Below are 18,269 nucleotides of genomic sequence, written 5' to 3'. Positions count from 1 at the left end.
CCCGAACGACGCCCCGGACGCTATTTCTGGCTGATGACGCCGGGGACGTACCAGTCCATCTTCCACAGCTCGGCGTCGCCCAGCACCTGGCCGGCGGGCACGCGCTCCTTGCCCTCGCGGTCCTGCAGCGGGCCGGCATAGACTTGGCTCTTGCCGTCGAAGATGGCCTGGCGCTCGGCCATGATCTTGTCGACGGCCTCCTTCGGCACGGCGTCGCCGCAGCAGGCGATGTCGGTGCCGCCCTCTTTCATCGACAGGAAGGCGCCGTAGGGGCCGGGCTCCCAGGTGCCGGCTTCGATCTTCTTGATCTGGGGCACGAGGAAGCGGTCCCAGACCCAGACGGACGAACACTGCGTCGCCTTGGGGGCAAACTCGCGGAAGTCGCGGTGGTGGCCGGTGCCGTAGACGCCCTTCTCCTGCGCGACGATCTGGGTCGCCGGCGTGTCGACGTGCTGGCCGACCACGTCGATGCCCTGCTCGATCAGCGCCTCGGCGGCGGCGCGCTCCTTCACCGGGTCGTTCCAGGCGCCGGTGTAGACCACGGTCACCGTGGCGTTCGGATTGATCTGGCGGGCGCCGAGCGCATAGGCGTTCACCGTCCAGTTGACCAGGCCGAAGGGATTGGCGGCGACGAAGCCGAGCTTGCCGGTCTTGGAGGCCGCCCCCGCAGCCATGCCGCACAGGTACTGGCTCTCATAGGTGCGGCCGTAGAAGCTCTCGAGATTGGGGCCGTTGGTGGTGCCCGCCGGATTGAGGAAGGCGACGTTCGGATATTTCTCCGCCAGCTCCTTGAACGTGTCGGAGTAGCCGAAGGCCGAGCCGATGATGATGTTGAAGCCCTTCTGGATGAAGAGCTCGACCACCGGACGGATGGCGGTGGCGTTCTCCGGCACGTTCTCGACGACGGGAATCTTGATTCCCATCTCCTTCTCCATGCGCTGGCGCGCCTCGTCGAGGGACTGGGACCAGCCGCCGTCATTCTTCTGGGAGAAGATGATCAGGGCGATCTTGGGCGGCCCGTTGAGCTTGAAGGCCGCCGCAGCTGGCAGGCAGGCGAGCATCGCGGCGAAAAGCCCCGCGATCAGTGGCTTCACCAAGGTCCGGATCATGGTCTTACCCCTCCTGATGCCGGGCCGCCACTGCGGGCGGCTCCGGATATCTGTATCTGGTTCCCGACACTCTCCCCGACGCGGCGCGCCGGATCCTTATCGATCGCGAATGGGCCGCGCCTCAGGCGGCGGTCAGCGCCTGATGGATCATGCTCGGCGTGATCGGGGTGTGGCGGAACGGGCCGCCGCCGAGCGGGCGCAGGGCATCCTCGACGCCCGATGCGATGACGGCGCCGACCGGAATGCATCCGGCCTCGCCGACGCCCTTGACGCCGAGCGGGTTGAGCGGCGACGGCGTCTCCAGGTGCAGGATCTCGACCGGCGGGATCTCCGTGGCGTAGGGCACGAGGAAGTCGACGAAATTGGCGTTGACCAGGTTGCCGTCGGCGTCGAACTCGATCTTCTCGTACATCGCCCCGCCGAAGCCCTGGGCGATGCCGCCCATCACCTGCCCCTCGACGATCGTCGGGTTGATCATGTTGCCGCAGTCGTGGATGCAGACGTAGCGGCGCACCTTGACGGCGCAGAGTTCGGGATCGACCTCCAGGATGGCGCCGTGCACGCCATAGGCCCAGGTGGCACAGGCCGGGCTGTAATAGTCCGTCGCCTCCAGGCCGGGATGCTCGCCCTCGTCGAGGGCCGGGCCGTCATGGCGGCTGGCGGGCGCAAACTGGGTGGCGGCCTTCGCCGCCTCGTTGAAGGCGTAGCGCAGCGGGTTGGTCGCGGTGGCGACCGCCGCCAGCGGCACCTTGCGGTCGGTGCCCTTGACCCAGGCGGCGCCGTCGCGCAGCTCGACGTCGTCGACCGCGGCCTCCAGCATGTTGGCGGCCGCCTGCAGCGCCTTGCGGCGGACCAGCAGGGCCGACTTGTGGATGGCGTTGCCGGACACCACCGCCGCCCGGCTGGCGAAGGTGGCGACGCCCCAGTCGAAGGCCTTGGTGTCGCCCTCGACCAGGATGACGTCCTCGACCTTGACGCCGAGCTGGTCGGCGACGATCTGGGCGAACACCGTGTCGTGGCCCTGCCCCTGCGAGGTGAGGCCGGTGTTGACATAGACCTTGCCGGTGATCGGGTGGATCTTGACGTGCCCCCCCTCATAGGGACCGAGACCGGTGCCCTCGACGTAGAAGGCCATGCCGAGGCCGAGATGCCGCCCCGCCTGGCGCGCCTTCTCCTGCTCGGCCGGGAAATTCGCCACGTCGAGCGTCTCGGCCATCATCTCCAGCGCCTTGTGGTACTGGCCGCTGTCGAGACTGACGGCAAGGCCGTCGGCGAAGACGAGGCCGGGGCGCGGCAGCGGGAACTCGTGATCGGCCACGAGGTTGCGGCGCCGGACCTCGAAACGGTCGAGGCCGAGCTCGTCGGCGAGCTGGTCCATCGCCCGCTCGATGGCGAAGCAGGCCTGCGGCCGGCCGCAGCCGCGATAGGGCGTGACCGGCACGGTCGGCGTGTAGACGGCCTTGAACTCGACCCAGATGTTGGGGATGCGGTAGGGCCCGGCGATCGAGGTCGAGGCGACCTGCGCGACGGCGATGCCGTAGGGGATGTAGGCGCCGGTGTCGTGCAGGAAGCTGTCGCGAAGCGCCACCACCTCGCCGCTCCTGCGGGCATGGAGCTCGATGTAGTGGATCTGCGTCCGTTCCTGGCTGGAGCCGACGAAGTTCTCGCGCCGGTCCTCGATATATTTCACCGGCCGGCCCAGTTGCATGGCGGCCATCGGCACCAGCAGCTCGTCGGGATAGAACAGCAGCACTTTCTGGCCGAAGCCGCCGCCGACGTTCGGAGCGATGACCCGGACCTTGTCCTCATCGAGCTTGAATATCGAGGCGAGGCCGCCGCGCACCGAGATCGGCGCCTGGGTGCCGTCCCAGACGGTGAGCTCGCCCGACACGGCGTCGAAGACGGCGGCGACGGCCCGGCATTCCATCGGCGCGGCGGTGGAGCGATCGACCTGGACGCGGATGCGGGTGACGTGCTCGGCCCCGGCGATGGCCTCGTCCGGCTTGCCGCAGACCTGCACGAGATGCGCGGCGATGTTGTTGGGGTGGGTCTCGTGGACGCGCGGCGCCTCGTCGAGGATCGCCCGCTCCAGGTCGATCTCGACGCCGAGCGGGTCGTAGTCGACATCGACCAGAGCGGCCGCGTCCTCGGCGGTGTAGCGGTCGACGGCCACGACCATCGCCACGGTCTGGCCGACATAGTGCACGTCGCCGCGGGCGAGCGGCCGCTGGGTGCGCGCATCCGTCATCGAGGGATGCGGGATCAGCAGCGGCATGGCGATGTCGAGATCGCCGATGGTGTCGCAGGTGTAGACGGCGGCGACGCCGGGGTGGGCGGCGGCGGCCGAGACGTCGATCGAATTGATCCTGGCCCGGGCGAAGGGGCTGCGCACGAAGGCGACGTGCAGCGGGTTGACCAGCGGGATGTCGTCGACGAAGGCGCCTTCGCCACGCAGGAGCTGAGGGTCGATGTTGCGCTGGACGCGCGAGCCGAAGGCCCTGGTCGACATGGCGCGTCTCCTTAAGGTCGAGCCATCGCGTCCGCCGCCTGGCGGACGGCGGCGACGATGTTCTGATAACCGGTGCAGCGGCAGAGGTTGCCCGACAGCACGTCGCGGATCGCCTCCTCCGACAGGTCGATCGGCACGCCGGATTCGAAGTGGCTGAGGATGTTCATGATCATGCCGGGCGTGCAGTAGCCGCACTGCAGGGCATGGCAGTCGCGGAAGGCCTGCTGCAGCGGATGCAGGGTGCCGTCCTCGCCGGCGAGCGACTCGATGGTGCGGATCTGCGCGCCGTTCGCCTGCACGGCGAAGGTCAGGCAGGACCGGCCGGCGACGCCGTCGATCATCACGGTGCAGGCGCCGCAGACGCCGTGCTCGCAGCCGACATGGGTGCCCTTCAGGCCGACCTCATGACGCAGGAAATCCGACAGGAGCATGCGGACGCTGACCTCGCGCGAGACGCTCTCGCCGTTGATGGTCAGGGTGACCATCGCCTTCGGGTCGCAGGAGGTGTCGGGAAGCTTGGGCTTGATCTTTCCACGGGTCATCCCGGTCACTCCACTCACTGAGCCCGCACCAGGGCTCGTTCGACCGCCCGCCGCACCAGCGCCGCCGTGAGGTGGCGGCGATAGGCCGACGTGGCATGCATGTCGTCGGGCGCCGTGACGGCGGCCTTGGCCGCCTCGCCGGCCGCGGCGATGCGTTCGGGCGAGAAATCGGAACCCTCGAGCAGGGCCTCGGCCGCCTCCAGGCGCACCGGGCGCGATGCGATGCCGCAGGCGCCGAGCGCGACACGGGCACGGCCGCCGTCGCGGCGCAGGATCGCGCCGACGGCGGCGATGGCATAGTCGCCGTGCCGGCGCGTGAACTCCTCGAAGGCCCAGCCGGCGCCGGCGGGAAGAACGGGGAAGCGGGCCTCGACGATCACCTCGTCGGGCTGGCGGGCCGTGGTCATGTGGAACTGGAAGAAATCCTGCGCGGCGATCTCGCGCCGGCCGGACGATCCTTCGGCCACAAGGCTGCCGCCGGTGAGCAGCAGCAGTATCGGCATCTCGGCGGCCGCGTCGGCATGGCACAGGCTGCCGACGACGGTGCCGCGGTTGCGGATCGGCACATGCGCGACATGCGCCATGGTCTCGCGGATCAGCGGATTGGCTGAAAACGCGGCCTCGTCGAGCTCGAGCTCGCGATGACGCGTCATCGCCCGGACGACGATCTGCCCGCCCTCGACCACGATCCCGCGCAGGCCTTCGATATGCTGGATGTCGACCAGGCGGCTCGGGCTGGCCAGACGCAGGTTCATGGCCGGGATCAGGCTCTGGCCGCCGGCCAGGATGAGGGCCCCGGGGTCGCCTGCCAGGAGCGCGACGGCCTCCGGCACGGTGCGGGGGGCGGTGTATTCGAAGAGCGGCGGCTTCATGATCTCTCCCCATGGCCCGGACGCGCCGTGCGGCCGGACGATGACTGCGCGGAATCGGGCAACCGACGGTGCGCCCGATGCCTGTCCCTGGATGCGGCTTGCCCGTTTCTGCCCAATTTGCGGGCGGGCTCTGACTGTTTTCTGTATCCGTATATTGGATAGCATATTTAAAAAGAGGATACCGCCGCGAGTGACGATGTCAATATCGACGCTGTCCGGAACGGCTCAAAAACAGCCGTTGTCCGCCCGCGGCGCCGTCAGGCGGCCCGCGTCCGGTTGACCAGGGCGACCCCGACGAGGATGAGCGCGACGGCGAGCCAGACCCACGGCGACAGCCGCTCGCCGAAGAACAGCACGGCGAAAGCGACGCCGACGCCGGTGTTCACATAGCTGATCTGGCTGAGATAGACCGGCCCGCCGACCTGCTGCAGCCGGAAGAAGAAGGCATAGCCGATCCCCATCGCCAGGCTCTGGGCCGGGATGAGCGGCCAGCCCGACGCCAGGCCGGCGGCCGGGTTCGGCGCCTGGCCGACGAGGGCCAGGACCGCGATCAGCACGGCGATGCCGGCGGCCGCCGCGGCCAGTGTCAGCATCGCCAGCGGCAGCGGACCGCGTCCGGCCGGCCAATGGGTGGAGCGAAAGACATTGCCCGTCGCCAGGGACACGGGCGTCACCAGGGCCAGGAAATACCAGCCCAGGCCTGCGCCCTCCCCCTCCCCGCCGCCATTGCGGGCGAGCAGGATGATCAGCGCCCCCGCCATGCCGACCGCGAGCCCGAAGGCGCGCGCCCATTGCGGGCGCTCGAGGCCGAGCCCATAGGCGATGCCGATCGTGACGACAGGCGCCAGCGCCTGGATGATCGCCGGCACGCCGGAGCCGAGATGCACCATCACCAGCACCAGCGTGCCGAACGGGATGGCGAAGGTGATCTGGCCGGCGATGGCGGCGTAGCGCAGGGTCGCGGCGTCGACGGCGATCCGCTGGCCCGCCAGCCGGCAGGCCAGCGCCAGGACGAGGCTGGCGCCGGCGGCGCTTGCCCCGGCATAGACCAGCGGCGACAGCCCGTGCCCGGCGGCCAGCTTGCCGAGCGGGAAGATCAGGCCGATGCAAAATCCAGCCGCGAACAGCAGCAGCACAGGCTCCAGGCGGCGCAGGGCCGGCCGGCTCACGCGCTCCCCCTCGGATCGATCGGCGCCGCCAGGCCGCAGCCGAGTACCGATTCGCACCAGGCGGCCGTGCGCAGCAGTTCCGCCTCGCCATAGGGCTTGCCGATGAGCTGGATGCCGACCGGCAGGCCGGCGGCGCTAAGCCCGCAGGGAATGGAGATCGCCGGGCAGCCGGACACAGTGACGGCATAGCCGAGAATCAGCCAGTCGAGATAGGTCGCAAGCTTGCGGCCGCCGATCTCGGCGACGTAGCGCTCCTCCACCGGGAAGGGCTCGACCGGCGCGGTCGGCGCAATCAGCACGCCGTGCACGTCGAGGAAGGCGAGTATGGCCCGCCGCAGGGCGGCGCGCTCCGCCTCGGCCGCGGCGAGGCCGGCCGCGGCGAGCTTCAAGCCCTCCTCGATGTTCCACACGACCTCGGGCTTCAGCGCGGCGCGGTGCCGGCGCAGCGCCTCATGGCGCAGGGCGGCGAACTGGAAGGCCCGCAGCGGCAGGAAGGCCCGGCTCGCGCCGCCAAGGTCCGGATGGGCCTCCTCCAGCGCCAGCCCCTCCCTGGCCAGGCGCTCGACGGCGCGGCCCACGGACGTCCGCACCGGGGCGTCGACGACGGCGACGCCGAGATCCATGCTGAACGCGGCGCGGGGCGGGCGGCGCGGCGCCAGCGCGGCCGCGAGGTAGGAGGCCTCCCCGCGCGGGCGCGTCAGCGGGTCGCGCGGGTCGAAGCGCGCCATGCCGTCGAGGGCGAGGCCGGCATCGGCGACGTCGCGGGCGATCGGGCCGATGACGGACAGCGTCTGGAACGGCAAGGCATTCGGGCCCTGCGGCACCAGGCCGGGGCTCGGCCGGAGCCCGACCAAGTTGCAGAACGCGGCGGGATAGCGCAGCGAGCAGGCGAAGTCCGATCCCTGGGCCAGGAAGGCCATGCCGGTGGCGACCGCGACGGCCGCTCCGCCGGAGGAACCGCCCGCCGAGCGCGCGAGGTTCCAGGGATTGCGGGTGTGGCCGAACACGGCGTTGAAGGTGTTGGCGCCAGCCTCGAACTCCGGCGTGTTCGACTTGGCGTAGACGACGCCGCCCGCCGCCTCGATGGCCTCGACCGCATGGTCGGAATGGGCAGGCACATGGTCGGCATAGGCGAGCGATCCATAGGTTGTGCGCACGCCGGCGACCGCGTAGGAATCCTTGATCGGCCAGGGCAGGCCGGCAAACAGACCGCGCTGGCCGCGAGGCTTGGCTTCAAGCGCCGCAGCAGCCCGTCCGGCCCGGTCGAAGCAGAGGGTTGGCAGGGCATTGACCGCTGGATCGACCGCCTCGATGCGCGCATGCAGCGCCGACAGCAGTTCCCCCGGCGAGAACTCTCCACGCGACAGGCCAGCGACGGCAGCCCGCGCCGACAGCGTCCAGGCCGGCCCGCTCACGACCGCAACTCCCCCGCCCATAGCCTTATTGTTGCTATCATATCCATTGAGTGGATAGAAGTCCTGACCTAAGAATGGCTCGTCACCAGATGAAATGCGGCTCATGACATCCCAGAAGCGTTCTAGCGGATCGACACGACGGACGGCGCCGGCAGTCGCGGCGCCGGTGGCGGCAAGCGGCAAGGCGCCGGCCAAGAAGACCTCCCGCGGTGCGGCACCGGCCAAGGCCGGGGCGCTGCGGGGGATGGCCCGGTCCTTCGCAGTGCTCGACTTCCTCGCAGCCGCCCCGAGCCGGGTGGTGGAGGTGACGCGTGCCCTCGACCTGCCCTGGGCGACGGTGCACCGCACCATCATCCAGCTGGAGAAGGCGCAGTTCCTGCGACGCGATCCGGAGACCAACCGCTACGAGATCGGCCCGCGGCTGTGGTATGTCGGCTCGGCCTATCTTTCCAATCACCGGGTGCTCAAGGTGGCGATGCCCTACCTCGCCCGGCTGGAGGCGGTCGACGGCGTCGCCATGCAGGTGGTGGAGCGGGTGGGCTGGCAGTCGGTGGCGATCTACTCGCACCAGCGCGTCGACGAGGACATCACCAAGGCGCATTACGGCTATCACTTCCCGCTGCATTGCGGCTCCAAGGGCCATGTGCTGCTGGCCTATGAGGAGCCGGCCTTCATCGAGGCCTATCTCGCACGCGATCTCGAGCGGCTGACGACCGAGACCATCACCGATCCCGACGTCCTGCGCGAGGTGCTGGCCAGGGTGCGCGAGAGCGGCATCTCCCTGACCATCGCCGACGTGCAGCCCTTCACCGGCTCGATCTCCGCCCCGATCCGCGACGGCTCCGCCAGGGTCATCGCCTGCCTGTGCTTCGTCTTCCGCAAGGCCCTGGCGAAGAACGAGAAGAAGCGCGAGGAGCTGCAGGAGCAGTTGGTGCATGCCGCCCATTCCATCTCCATCGACCTGGGATGGAAGCCCGGGCAGCAGCGCCAGCACGGCTAGTTGCCCGCAGCCCCGCCCTTCCCGCTCAGCGCCGCTCCTCGTAGGAGCCGCGCAGGTTGCGGAAGGTCTCCTCCAGGGCATCGACCACGGTGGCGATGAAGACCTCGCCCGCCTCGGCGGTGGCGTGGGTGGGGTCGCCAAAGATCGCGGCATGGCCGGCCTCGGGGCGCGGGCGGCGCATATAGGTGCGGGTCGGCTCGGTCGGCGCGACCAGATCCCAGCCGACCGGGCCGTAGTGCGCGCCGGCAAGGCGCTCCATCTTGACAAGCTCCGGCCGGGTGGCGAGCTGGAAGGCGGTCTCGAACTCGCAGCCATGCCCCATGCCGCCCGGCACCGACTTGCGCAGCGCGTGCACCCTGGCCGCGCCCGGCTCCCAGTAGCTGACGGCCGACACCTTGAAGGTATGGGCCGTGTCGAGCTCGTCGACGAGATGGCGCGCCACCGCGTCGTTGGCGGTGCCGTTCGGCCGGTTGCCGTTGAGGATGATCAGGTGCTCGAAGCCCTGCTTGATCAGGGCCGAGCCGACCTCGAACAGCATGAGCTGATAGGTCGGAATCGACAGGGAGATCGTGCCGGGGAAGAACTCGAAGGTCTTGGAGATGCCGTAGGCCAGCGGCGGCGCCACCAGGGCACCGATGCGCTGGGCCAGCAGCCAGGCGATGTGTTCGGCCTGGTGCGTGTCGGTGTCGGTCGGCATGTGCGGCCCGTGCGCCTCGGTGGCGCCGGTCGGCAGGATCACCGCCCGCTTTGCGGCGATCGCCTCGGCGATTTCCATCTGCGTCATCGATGACATGCGGTGTTCCATGGCGGCTCCGTTCGGTTCGGGCTTGCGTGGGAGAGGCTTGAAAGCCATACTCAAAATATGGATACGATGTTTACAATATGAACATCAGATCGCCGCGCAGGCAACCGCCTTTTTGAGGGTTGGTGCGCCATCGCATATGATGGCGACGATTGACGGAGGGGAGCATGGGTGCGTTCGAGCGCGACACCGCCTTCATGACCGAGCTGTTCGGCAGCATCGCCGAGCGCAGCCGCCGGCTGCTCGGCCGCGGCGCCGCGGCGCCGGCATCGGCCAGCCCGATCACCGAGCTGGCGCGGCGGCTGATCTCCAGCCGCGGCGAAGCCTCGGGCGTCGCCCTGGCCATGCAGCTCCTGGCCGCCTGGGACGCCCTGACGCCGGAGGGCCGCCTCGCCTGGTTCGGCACGCTGGCGCGCGACTTCTGCGCCGACGAGCGGCGGCTGGAGGCGGCGGTCGAGGCCTGGCGTGCCGCGCGCACCCCGACGACGGCGCAGGACCTCTCCAGCGCGGCCGAGCCGCTGCGCCAGGAGCTGTTTCGACGCATCAACCTGGCCCCGGGCGGCACGGCCGCCCTGGTCGGCATGCGGGCGGCGCTGCTCGGCCAGCTGGGCGAGCACCCCGAATTCGACGCCGTCGACCGCGATTTCGTCCACCTCCTGAGCTCGTGGTTCAACCGCGGCTTCCTGCTGATGCAGCGCATCGACTGGTCGTCGCCCGCCCATATCCTGGAGAAGATCATCCGCTACGAGGCGGTGCACGCGATCCAGGACTGGGACGACCTGCGCCGCCGCGTGCAGCCGTGCGACCGGCGCTGCTTCGCCTTCGTCCACCCGCAAATGCCAAACGAGCCGCTGATCTTCGTCGAGGTGGCGCTGACATCGGGCATTCCCGGCCGTGTCGACCGCCTGCTCGCCGACACGCGCACGCCGATCGAGCCCGACCGGGCGGATACGGCGGTGTTCTATTCGATCTCCAACACCCAGGCCGGGCTGAAGGGCATCTCGTTCGGCAACTTCCTGATCAAGCAGGTTGTCGAGGATCTCGTGCGCGAGATGCCCAACCTGAAGACCTTCGTGACCCTGTCGCCCCTGCCCGGCTTCGCCGGCTGGCTGGCCGGGCGGCGGCGCGGCGAAGCGACGGCCGACGACGGCCTCGCCGCGCTGGACAAGCCGGACTGGCACGCCTCGTCCGAGACCCGCACCGCGCTGGAGCCGGCCCTGCTCAAGGCGGCGGCGGCCTATCTCGTCGAGGCCAAGAGCGCCAATCGCCGCCCGCTCGACCCGGTGGCGCGCTTCCACCTCGGCAACGGAGCCCGGCTGGAGAAGATCCATGCCGGCGCCGATCTCTCGGCCAAGGGCCTGCGGCAATCGCACGGCGTGATGGTGAACTACCTCTACGACCTGCCGACCATCGAAGCCAACCACGAAGCCTTCGCCAACAAGGGCGAGATCGCCTGCTCGACCGCGGTGCGCAAGCTCCTGGCCGTCGAGAAGCCGGGCCTCGGCCTCGGCCTGTCGCGGCTGACGGGGCGGGCTTCACCGGCCCCCGCCGCGACCACGCCCCCCGAGCAATCCCGCCAGTCGCGCGAAACCAGCCCCGGCGCCTGACGAACCTTTCCAAGCCCCCACCCAGAGAACCAGACGCGAGTCCGCCATGACGTGGTCCTATCCGGCCGATCCGACCGTCACCAGCCTCCCCGCCCTCGTCCGCGCCCGGATGACCGCGCCCGACAAGCCGTTCATCCGCAACGCCGACGGCCGCGACCTCAGCTTCGCGGATCTCTGGACCCTCGCCGGCCGGATGGCACAGGCCCTGGCGGGGCTCGGCGTCGTCAAGGGCGATCGCGTCGCGGTGCAGGTCGACAAGAGCCCGGAGGTGATCGGGCTGTTCCTGGCCTGCGCCCGGGCCGGCGCCGTCTTCCTGCCGCTCAACACCGCCTATACCCTGGCCGAGCTCGATTATTTCGTCGGCGACGCCCAGCCCCGCGTCATCGTCGCCATGCCCGAGCGCGTCGAGGCCCTGCGGAGCCTCGGCGAACGCCACGGCGTCGCTGCCACGGTCTCGCTCGGCACGGCCGGCGACGGCAGCCTGATGGACAGGGCCCTGGCCGAGGACGGCGCCTTCGCCGACGTGCCGCTCGGCTGGGACGACCTCGTCGCCATTCTCTACACCTCGGGCACGACCGGCCGCTCGAAGGGCGCCATGCTCACCCACGGCAACCTCGCCTCCAACGCCCTGGCGCTGGTCGAGACCTGGCGCTTCACCGCCGCCGACACGCTGCTGCACGCCCTGCCCGTCTATCACACGCACGGCCTGTTCACCGCGACCAACACGCTGCTGCTCGCCGGCGGCACCATGCTGTTCCGGCCGAAATTCGACGCCGACGAAGCGCTCGCCCTGCTGCCGCAGGCGACGACGATGATGGGCGTGCCGACCTTCTACACCCGCCTGCTGCAGCATCCCGGCCTGACCCGCGAGGCGACGGCGCATATGCGCCTGTTCGTCTCCGGCTCGGCGCCGCTGCTGGCCGAGACCCATGCCGAATTCTCAGCCCGCACCGGCCATGCCATCCTCGAGCGCTACGGCATGACCGAGACCAACATGAACACCTCCAACCCCTATGAGGGCGCGCGCCTGGCCGGCACCGTCGGGCTGCCGCTGCCCGGCACCTCGGTGCGCGTCGCCGACCCGGCGACGGGCGCACCGCTCGCCGCCGGCGAGATCGGCATGATCGAGGTCAAGGGGCCGAACGTGTTCAAGGGCTATTGGCGCATGCCGGAGAAGACGGCCGAGGAATTTCGTGCCGACGGCTTCTTCATCACCGGCGATCTCGGCCGGATCGACCCGAACGGCTATGTCTCGATCGTCGGCCGCGGCAAGGACCTGATCATCACCGGCGGCTTCAACGTCTATCCCAAGGAGGTCGAGAGCGAGATCGACCAGATCCCCGGCGTGGTCGAATCGGCGGTGATCGGGCTGCCGCACAAGGATTTCGGCGAGGGCGTCACCGCCGTGGTGGTGGGCGCCGCCGGCGCCGCGCCGAGCGAGGAGGAGATCCTGCGCCACCTCAAGGACCGGCTGGCGAAGTTCAAGCTGCCCAAGCGGGTGATCTTCGTCGACGACCTGCCGCGCAACGCCATGGGCAAGGTCCAGAAGGCCCTGATGCGCCAGACCTATGCGGGGTTGTACGGGTAGGAGCCGGCAACGAGCCGCAAGTGACTTTGGCTTCTCCGCCTTCAGTTATTGCAGATACACCTGATGCAAGCCTTCCTGGCCCGGCAAGGAGGCATTGCCATGGCCAACCAGGTTGTCCAGTTTGCCGGTCTGTCGGACCGTGATCGCAAGATGGCAGCGCCTTTGCCCAAACTGGCCGAAGCTGACCGCCTCAAGTTGCGTGTTCGGCGGCGCGACGGGCAGGAGCAGGCTCTGGCGCCGCCATCGGCAGCCATGGAGGCCGTCGAGACAATGAGGCCCTGCCGACGACTGGATCTGTCCTGGTCTACCCCTATCTCTGGCGCCGGCAGGCCGACAGGCGCGAAACGGAGGGCAGCAAGGAGCGGCCCGTGTGTCTTCTGCTGGCCGTCCCATCGGACAAGGCCACCCATGTCCTGCTGCTTGCCATCTCAGGCACGCCGCCGCGATCCGATCAGACGGCCCTGACGATTCCGCCCCTTGAACGCCGTCGCGCCGGCCTGCGTGAGTGGAAGGACGCCTGGATCACCGTCTCCGAGGTCAACTACGATATCGCGGAGACGTCCTGCTGTCTCGATCCGAACGCCGAGGTTCTCGGTCGATTCAGCCCGTCGTTCCTATCGAAGATTGCAGCCGCTGCGCGGCCCTTCATTCGAGAAAAGTCCGCGAGAGTCGATCGGACATAGCGGCGTCCTCGCTTCTCCGGCTCACCCGCGACGGCAAACCCGTCCCTGCGTTCGCACCATTCTCCCTTCCCAGCCGGAAGGGCAGTCCCGCCGCCCGAAGCTACGCCTGCCGACCGACCAGGCGACGGAAGAAGGAGGCGATGAGCAGACCGAGGATGCGCAGGGCGCTGATCTGGTTTTCCCCACCGGGCGCGGCCGGCGGCAGCGGTGCTGCGGCCGGCGCGGCGGCCGCCGTAGGCATGGCGACGGTGGGAGCCGGCGCATCCGGGGTCGCAGTCGCCGCCGCGGGAGCGGGCGCCGCGGCCGGCGCCGGCGGCAAGGCTGCGAGCCGGGCCTCGACGTTGCGGACGAACTGGCCGATCAGGATGCCGGCCGTCTCGGTGATGATGCCGGTGCGGCCGAACTGGGCGATCGGGCCTGACAGCTGCACATCGGCATCGATGTCGACACGCGTGCCGGACGCGACCTCGGCCAGGCGATAGTCGAGCACCAGCTTGGAACGGCTGCCGCCCTTCTTGTCGAGGGCGCGGCCCTCGGCGTGGCCGCTATGCTCGGCGGGATTGGCGGTCACCTCGGCTTCGCCCTCGAATGAGGCGCCGAAGGGGCCGAGCTTGATGCCGACGCGGCCGGCATAGCGCCCGCCGCCCTTGTCCTCGGTCAGCTCCGCTCCCGGCATGCAGGCCGCGACGGCCGGCACGTCCTGGAACAGGTCCCATACGGCCGCCAGGGGACGGGCCACTTCGAACGATTGCGTGATCTTCATTACCTAGCTCCCCTCCAGGCAGCCTTCGGAGGCCGCGCCCCCGGCAGGTTCGGGAGAACCTGCCGGGGGCGCGGCCGCCGACATCAGGCGACGGGTTGCGCGTACCAGCCGGCGTCGGGGTCCGTCCAGCCCTCCGGCCTCGAGACCTTTCCGGCAGCCTTCAACCGGGCGAAATAAGGCCCGCGGTCGAACATCGGCGGCACGCCGCGCGCCTCGGCCAGGGCCTTGCGCCGAGCTTCGGTCGCTCCCGCGTCGGCCGACCATTTGCGCCCGTCGCGGATCAGCACGACGCCGTAGTCGTCATGGGCCGATTCGGGCGAGACCAGGCCGCAGGCGACGTCCTCGACCACCTTGTCGACGGGGCGCTGCAGCGGGTCGCCCCAGCCGCCGCCGCCGGTGGTGACGATGCGGATCACCGAGCCGGGCGCGACGGTGACCGTGTCGCACATGCCGGGATGGGAGGTCTCGCGGCCGTCGGGCTCGACCACGGAGACCTGGTAGTTGTCGCCGGCCTTGCCGCCGTTGACGCCGTAGCAGCCGAGCAGCGACCGATCGGCGTTGGAGATCAGCCGGCATTCGCCCAGCGTGCGGATGCGCTTGTCGTAGCCGAAGCCGCCGCGATGGTAGCCCGGCCCGCCCGAGCCCTGCTTCAGGCCGAGTTGCTCGACCAGGATCGGATAGCGCGTCTCGGAGAACTCGGCCGGCAGGTTCTTCGAGTTCGGCACGATGTGGACGACGTCCGAGCCGTCGGCCCAGGGCCGGCCCGGGCTGCCGCCGCCGAGCACCTCGCGGAACAAGTAGAAGTCCTCCTGCCGCCGGCCGCCGGTGACGCCCCAGATGCGGATGGTCTCGTGGTCGGCCGGCATGCGCCCGCCGGTCGCCTTGGACAGGCACGCGGCGAAGGAGCCGAGGGTGCGCAGCATCAGGAAGAAGCGCATGCCCGTCGGCTTGCCGAAGGTCGGCGTGATCAGCGTGCCCTTCTCCGGGAAGACCACCTCGATGACGTCGAGAACGCCCTCGTTGGAGTCGATCTCGGCGGCGCGCTCGGGCGAGGCAGCCAGGGAGCGCAGGGTCGGCGCCAGCCATTTGCGGAAGTAGCGTCCCTCCACCTCGTCCAGCGACCAGTTGATCGGCCCCTTGGCTTCGGGGTCGGTGCCGGTGAAGTCGAGGATGATCTTCTCCGGCGTCTTGGTCATCTTGATGCGCAGGGCATGCAGGCGCGGTTCATCGACGCCGTCGGCCTCGATATAGTCCTCGAAATGGTACTCGCCGTCCTTGATGCGCGGCAGGATCTCGCGGCGGAAGATCTCGGCGGTGTTGCGCAGGATCTGGTCGAACGCCGCCTCCAGCGTCTCGACGCCGTAGCGCTCGGCCAGGGCGACGATGCGGCGCGAGCCGAGCTTGGCGGCGCCGATCTCGGCGTCGAGGTCGCCGGCCAGGTGCTCGGACAGGCGCGAGTTGCGGATGATGATCTTGAACGCCGCCTCGTTCAGCTTGCCACGCTCGTAGAGCTTGATCGGCGGGATCAGCACGCCCTCCATCCAGCTGTCGGTGGCGTGCACCGGCAAGCTGCCCGGCACGGAGCCGCCAATGTCGTCGTGATGGCCGAAGACCTGGCTGAAACCGATCAGCCGCTCGCCGTGGAAGATCGGCACGGTGGTGCACAGATCCGGGACGTGGCCGATGCCGCCGCAGGAGTTGTACGGGTCGTTCCAGAAGAACACGTCGCCGGGATGGATGTCGTCGGCGCCGAAATATTCGAACACCGGCTCGACGATCGCCGAATAGGACCGCCCGGTGAGCTTGCGGCCCTTGGCGTCGAACAGCGCCACGCGATAGTCGTGCTGGTCGCGGATCATCGGCGAGCGCGCGGTGCGCTCCACCGCCGCCTCGATCTCCAGCTCGGCGGCGCGGATGGTGCCGTGGATGACCTCGAGCTCGATCGGCCCGAGCGTCGTGCGCGTCTTGTCCAGCATGGTCCCCTCCCTCACTGGCTCTTTTCAAGAATCAGATTGCCGTAGGCGTCGGCCCGCACGCTCCAACTCGTCGGCACCACCACGGTCGAGCCATATTCCTCGATGATGGCGGGCCCGGCGACGGACTGGCCGACGGCGAGCTCGGTGCGGCGGTAGAGCGGGCAGTCGATCCAGCCGGTCCGGCGCCAATAGGCCTCACGGCTGGCGAAGGGACGGGCCGGCTCGCGGCTGACCGTGTCGGGGCTCAGCGTCGGCCGGTGCTGCACGCCCACGGCCTGGACGCGCAGATTGACCAGCTCGACGTCCTGCTCGCCCTCGTAGTGGAAGCCGAAGGTCTGATCGTGAACGCGGTGGAAATCCTTCCACATGTGCGCGATCGCCGCCTCGCCGGAAAGGCCGGCGGGAATGTCGACCTGCACCTCGTGGCCCTCGCCGAAATAGCGGACGTCGGCGATGCGATGGATCTCGACCTTGTCCTCCGGGATGCCCTCGGCGGCGACGTCGGCGAGGCCGCCGCGGGCAAGCTCGTCCCAGGCGGCCAGGATCTCGGCCACGTCGGCGTTCGACTGCTGGCGCACCAGGGTGCGGATATAGTCGCGCCGCACATCGGAGACATGCAGGCCGAAGGCGCAGAGATTGCCGGGATTGGGCGGAGAGACGATGGTGCGGATGTCGAGGAAGTCGGCGACCTCGGTGGCGAACAGCCCGCCGGCGCCGCCGAAGGCGACCATGGCATAGGCACCGGGGTCGCGGCCGCGGGTGGTCGTGACCTGGCGGATGCCGAACACCTGGTTGACGGCGGCGATCTCCAGCGCGCCGGCCGCCACCTCCTCGGCCGACATGCCGAACTCGCGGCCGAGCTCGGCATAGGCCTTGCGCGCGGCCTCCAGGTCGAGCTTGATGGCGCCGCCGATCAGCGCCGCCGGCAGGCGCCCGAGCGCGATGGCGGCGTCGGTGACCGTCGGCTTGGTGCCGCCCCGGCCGTAGCAGATCGGCCCGGGATCAGCCCCGGCGCTCTTCGGCCCGACCTTGAGCTGGCCATAGGGGTCGGTCCAGGCGATCGACCCGCCGCCCGAGCCGACCGTGACGATGTCGAGCATCGGCGTCTTGACCGGATAGCTCTCGACCATGGAGGACGAGGTGTACATCGGCTTGTAGTTCTCGATGATGGCCACGTCCGTGGACGTGCCGCCGACATCGATGGTCAGGATGTCCTTGAAGCCGGCGAGATGGGCCATGTGGATCGAGCCGAGGATGCCGGCCGCCGGCCCCGACAGCAGCATGGTCACCGGCCGCTCGCCGGCGGTCGAATGCTTCACCACGCCGCCGTTCGACTGCATGATCAGGAAGGGGATGTCGCCGGACTGGGAGCGGATGCGGTCGGCGGCGTTCTGCAGATAGGTCTTGCAGTAGGGCTTCACCAGGACGTCGATCAGCGTCGTCATCGCCCGCTCATATTCGCGGTATTCCGGCAGCACCACCGAGGAGAGCGAGACGAACACGTCCGGGAAATGCTCGCGGATCAGGGCGCCGATGCGCTCCTCATGGGCCCCGTTGGCGTAGGCGTGCAGCAGGCAGACGCCGATGCAGGTGACGCCGTCCTCGACCAGCTCGCGCACCGCCTGCAGCGTCGCCGCCTCGTCCAGGGGCTCAAGCTCGGAGCCGTCGAAGGCCATGCGGCCCGGTACCTCGCGCACCAGATGCAGCGGCACCAGACGCGGCGGCTTCACCCAGAAGAAGGAGTTGCCGTAGCCGTCCGGCACGGACTGGCGGGCAATCTCGATCATGTGGCGGAAGCCGCGGGTGACGACCAGCCCCAGCCCGGCGAACTTGTGCTCGAGCACGGCGTTGGTCGCCACGGTCGAGCCGTGCAGCAGCATGCGCACGTCCGCATGGGTGCTGCCCACCTCGTCAAGCACCTTCTGCACGCCGTTGAGCAGCCCGATGCTCGGATCGGCCGGCGTCGAGGGAGTCTTGACGGCGGTGATCCCGCCCGTCCGTTCGTCGATGGCCACCACATCCGTGAAAGTGCCGCCCGTGTCGATGGCGATCCGCAACCCCATGCCGTCCTCCAATATCCATATAGTGGATACCATGTTCATATTATGCATATGAAAATCCGGACTGGCAAGCGGTCGCCATTGGGAAGGCGGCGAAGATGCGCTTCGGCGAAGGACGCGATGGCCGGCCGACGGGCCGTCGGCGCGGCGCCGCGTTGGGAAAGACCGTGCAAA

General features: G+C 69.4%; 14 protein-coding genes. 4 read left to right on the top strand and 10 right to left on the bottom strand.

Annotation, left to right across the window (positions count from 1 at the left end):
* Positions 1–20 precede the first annotated feature (20 nt).
* The 6 genes from AC27L4_RS24475 to AC27L4_RS24450 all read right to left on the bottom strand — a co-directional run bounded on the left by AC27L4_RS24475 (position 21) and on the right by AC27L4_RS24450 (position 7,637).
* Positions 21–1,109: a BMP family ABC transporter substrate-binding protein gene (locus tag AC27L4_RS24475; RefSeq protein WP_487145105.1), complete on the bottom strand. Its 1,089-nt coding sequence runs from the start codon at positions 1,107–1,109 to the stop codon at positions 21–23.
* A gap of 121 nt (positions 1,110–1,230) precedes the next feature.
* Entirely contained in the window at positions 1,231–3,618 is a 2,388-nt protein-coding gene (gene cutA / locus AC27L4_RS24470; protein ID WP_487145104.1) for an aerobic carbon-monoxide dehydrogenase large subunit, read from the bottom strand.
* An 11-nt stretch (positions 3,619–3,629) separates the two neighbouring features.
* Positions 3,630–4,160 (bottom strand): (2Fe-2S)-binding protein, encoded by a 531-nt coding sequence (locus tag AC27L4_RS24465; RefSeq protein ID WP_487145103.1) that lies wholly within the window; start codon positions 4,158–4,160, stop codon positions 3,630–3,632.
* A gap of 14 nt (positions 4,161–4,174) precedes the next feature.
* Positions 4,175–5,032 (bottom strand): FAD binding domain-containing protein, encoded by an 858-nt coding sequence (locus tag AC27L4_RS24460; RefSeq protein WP_487145102.1) that lies wholly within the window; start codon positions 5,030–5,032, stop codon positions 4,175–4,177.
* A 257-nt stretch (positions 5,033–5,289) separates the two neighbouring features.
* On the bottom strand, positions 5,290–6,201 hold the full coding sequence (locus tag AC27L4_RS24455) for a DMT family transporter (RefSeq protein WP_487145101.1): 912 nt from the start codon (positions 6,199–6,201) through the stop codon (positions 5,290–5,292).
* Positions 6,198–7,637, bottom strand: a complete 1,440-nt coding sequence (locus AC27L4_RS24450) for an amidase (protein ID WP_487145100.1) — start codon at positions 7,635–7,637, stop codon at positions 6,198–6,200. Before AC27L4_RS24450 ends, AC27L4_RS24455 begins: the two co-directional genes overlap by 4 nt.
* An 82-nt stretch (positions 7,638–7,719) precedes the next feature.
* Here AC27L4_RS24450 and AC27L4_RS24445 point away from each other — a divergent pair, with 82 nt between their 5' ends.
* On the top strand, positions 7,720–8,616 hold the full coding sequence (locus tag AC27L4_RS24445) for an IclR family transcriptional regulator (protein WP_487145099.1): 897 nt from the start codon (positions 7,720–7,722) through the stop codon (positions 8,614–8,616).
* 25 nt (positions 8,617–8,641) lie between these two features.
* Here AC27L4_RS24445 and AC27L4_RS24440 read toward each other — a convergent pair whose 3' ends face one another.
* Positions 8,642–9,409 carry a creatininase family protein gene (locus AC27L4_RS24440; RefSeq protein ID WP_487145097.1) on the bottom strand — a complete coding sequence of 256 codons (768 nt, stop codon included), beginning with the start codon at positions 9,407–9,409 and terminating at the stop codon, positions 8,642–8,644.
* Positions 9,410–9,585: 176 nt separating this feature from the next.
* Between AC27L4_RS24440 and AC27L4_RS24435 the strand changes: the two genes are divergently transcribed.
* From AC27L4_RS24435 to AC27L4_RS24425, 3 genes are all read left to right on the top strand, one after another.
* A complete protein-coding gene (locus tag AC27L4_RS24435; RefSeq protein ID WP_487145096.1) occupies positions 9,586–11,025 on the top strand; it encodes a malonyl-CoA decarboxylase in 1,440 nt (479 codons plus the stop codon).
* A gap of 46 nt (positions 11,026–11,071) precedes the next feature.
* Positions 11,072–12,613 carry a malonate--CoA ligase gene (locus AC27L4_RS24430; RefSeq protein WP_487145095.1) on the top strand — a complete coding sequence of 514 codons (1,542 nt, stop codon included), beginning with the start codon at positions 11,072–11,074 and terminating at the stop codon, positions 12,611–12,613.
* Positions 12,614–12,981: 368 nt separating this feature from the next.
* Positions 12,982–13,296, top strand: coding sequence for a hypothetical protein (locus AC27L4_RS24425; protein ID WP_487145094.1), 315 nt, complete (start codon positions 12,982–12,984; stop codon positions 13,294–13,296).
* 100 nt (positions 13,297–13,396) lie between these two features.
* Here AC27L4_RS24425 and AC27L4_RS24420 read toward each other — a convergent pair whose 3' ends face one another.
* The 3 genes from AC27L4_RS24420 to AC27L4_RS24410 form a co-directional block, all read right to left on the bottom strand.
* Positions 13,397–14,059, bottom strand: a complete 663-nt coding sequence (locus tag AC27L4_RS24420; RefSeq protein ID WP_487145093.1) for an SRPBCC family protein — start codon at positions 14,057–14,059, stop codon at positions 13,397–13,399.
* 83 nt (positions 14,060–14,142) lie between these two features.
* Positions 14,143–16,035: a hydantoinase B/oxoprolinase family protein gene (locus AC27L4_RS24415; RefSeq protein WP_487145092.1), complete on the bottom strand. Its 1,893-nt coding sequence runs from the start codon at positions 16,033–16,035 to the stop codon at positions 14,143–14,145.
* An 11-nt stretch (positions 16,036–16,046) separates the two neighbouring features.
* Entirely contained in the window at positions 16,047–18,098 is a 2,052-nt protein-coding gene (locus AC27L4_RS24410) for a hydantoinase/oxoprolinase family protein (RefSeq protein WP_487145091.1), read from the bottom strand.
* Between the last annotated feature and the right edge of the window lie 171 nt (positions 18,099–18,269).

It is taken from the genome of Labrys sp. Lb11 (assembly GCF_057554225.1).
This window is presented reverse-complemented; position numbering and strand designations above follow the sequence as displayed.

What these genes read in the sequence shown, in the direction of transcription:
- AC27L4_RS24410 (WP_487145091.1), bottom strand. Translation starts at nt 18,098, where the DNA reads ATGGGGTTGCGGATCGCCATCGACACGGGCGGCACTTTCACGGATGTG.
- AC27L4_RS24450 (WP_487145100.1), bottom strand. Translation starts at nt 7,637, where the DNA reads ATGGGCGGGGGAGTTGCGGTCGTGAGCGGGCCGGCCTGGACGCTGTCG.
- AC27L4_RS24465 (WP_487145103.1), bottom strand. Translation starts at nt 4,160, where the DNA reads ATGACCCGTGGAAAGATCAAGCCCAAGCTTCCCGACACCTCCTGCGAC.
- AC27L4_RS24430 (WP_487145095.1), top strand. Translation starts at nt 11,072, where the DNA reads ATGACGTGGTCCTATCCGGCCGATCCGACCGTCACCAGCCTCCCCGCC.
- AC27L4_RS24460 (WP_487145102.1), bottom strand. Translation starts at nt 5,032, where the DNA reads ATGAAGCCGCCGCTCTTCGAATACACCGCCCCCCGCACCGTGCCGGAG.
- AC27L4_RS24445 (WP_487145099.1), top strand. Translation starts at nt 7,720, where the DNA reads ATGACATCCCAGAAGCGTTCTAGCGGATCGACACGACGGACGGCGCCG.
- AC27L4_RS24440 (WP_487145097.1), bottom strand. Translation starts at nt 9,409, where the DNA reads ATGTCATCGATGACGCAGATGGAAATCGCCGAGGCGATCGCCGCAAAG.
- cutA (WP_487145104.1), bottom strand. Translation starts at nt 3,618, where the DNA reads ATGTCGACCAGGGCCTTCGGCTCGCGCGTCCAGCGCAACATCGACCCT.
- AC27L4_RS24475 (WP_487145105.1), bottom strand. Translation starts at nt 1,109, where the DNA reads ATGATCCGGACCTTGGTGAAGCCACTGATCGCGGGGCTTTTCGCCGCG.
- AC27L4_RS24420 (WP_487145093.1), bottom strand. Translation starts at nt 14,059, where the DNA reads ATGAAGATCACGCAATCGTTCGAAGTGGCCCGTCCCCTGGCGGCCGTA.
- AC27L4_RS24415 (WP_487145092.1), bottom strand. Translation starts at nt 16,035, where the DNA reads ATGCTGGACAAGACGCGCACGACGCTCGGGCCGATCGAGCTCGAGGTC.
- AC27L4_RS24435 (WP_487145096.1), top strand. Translation starts at nt 9,586, where the DNA reads ATGGGTGCGTTCGAGCGCGACACCGCCTTCATGACCGAGCTGTTCGGC.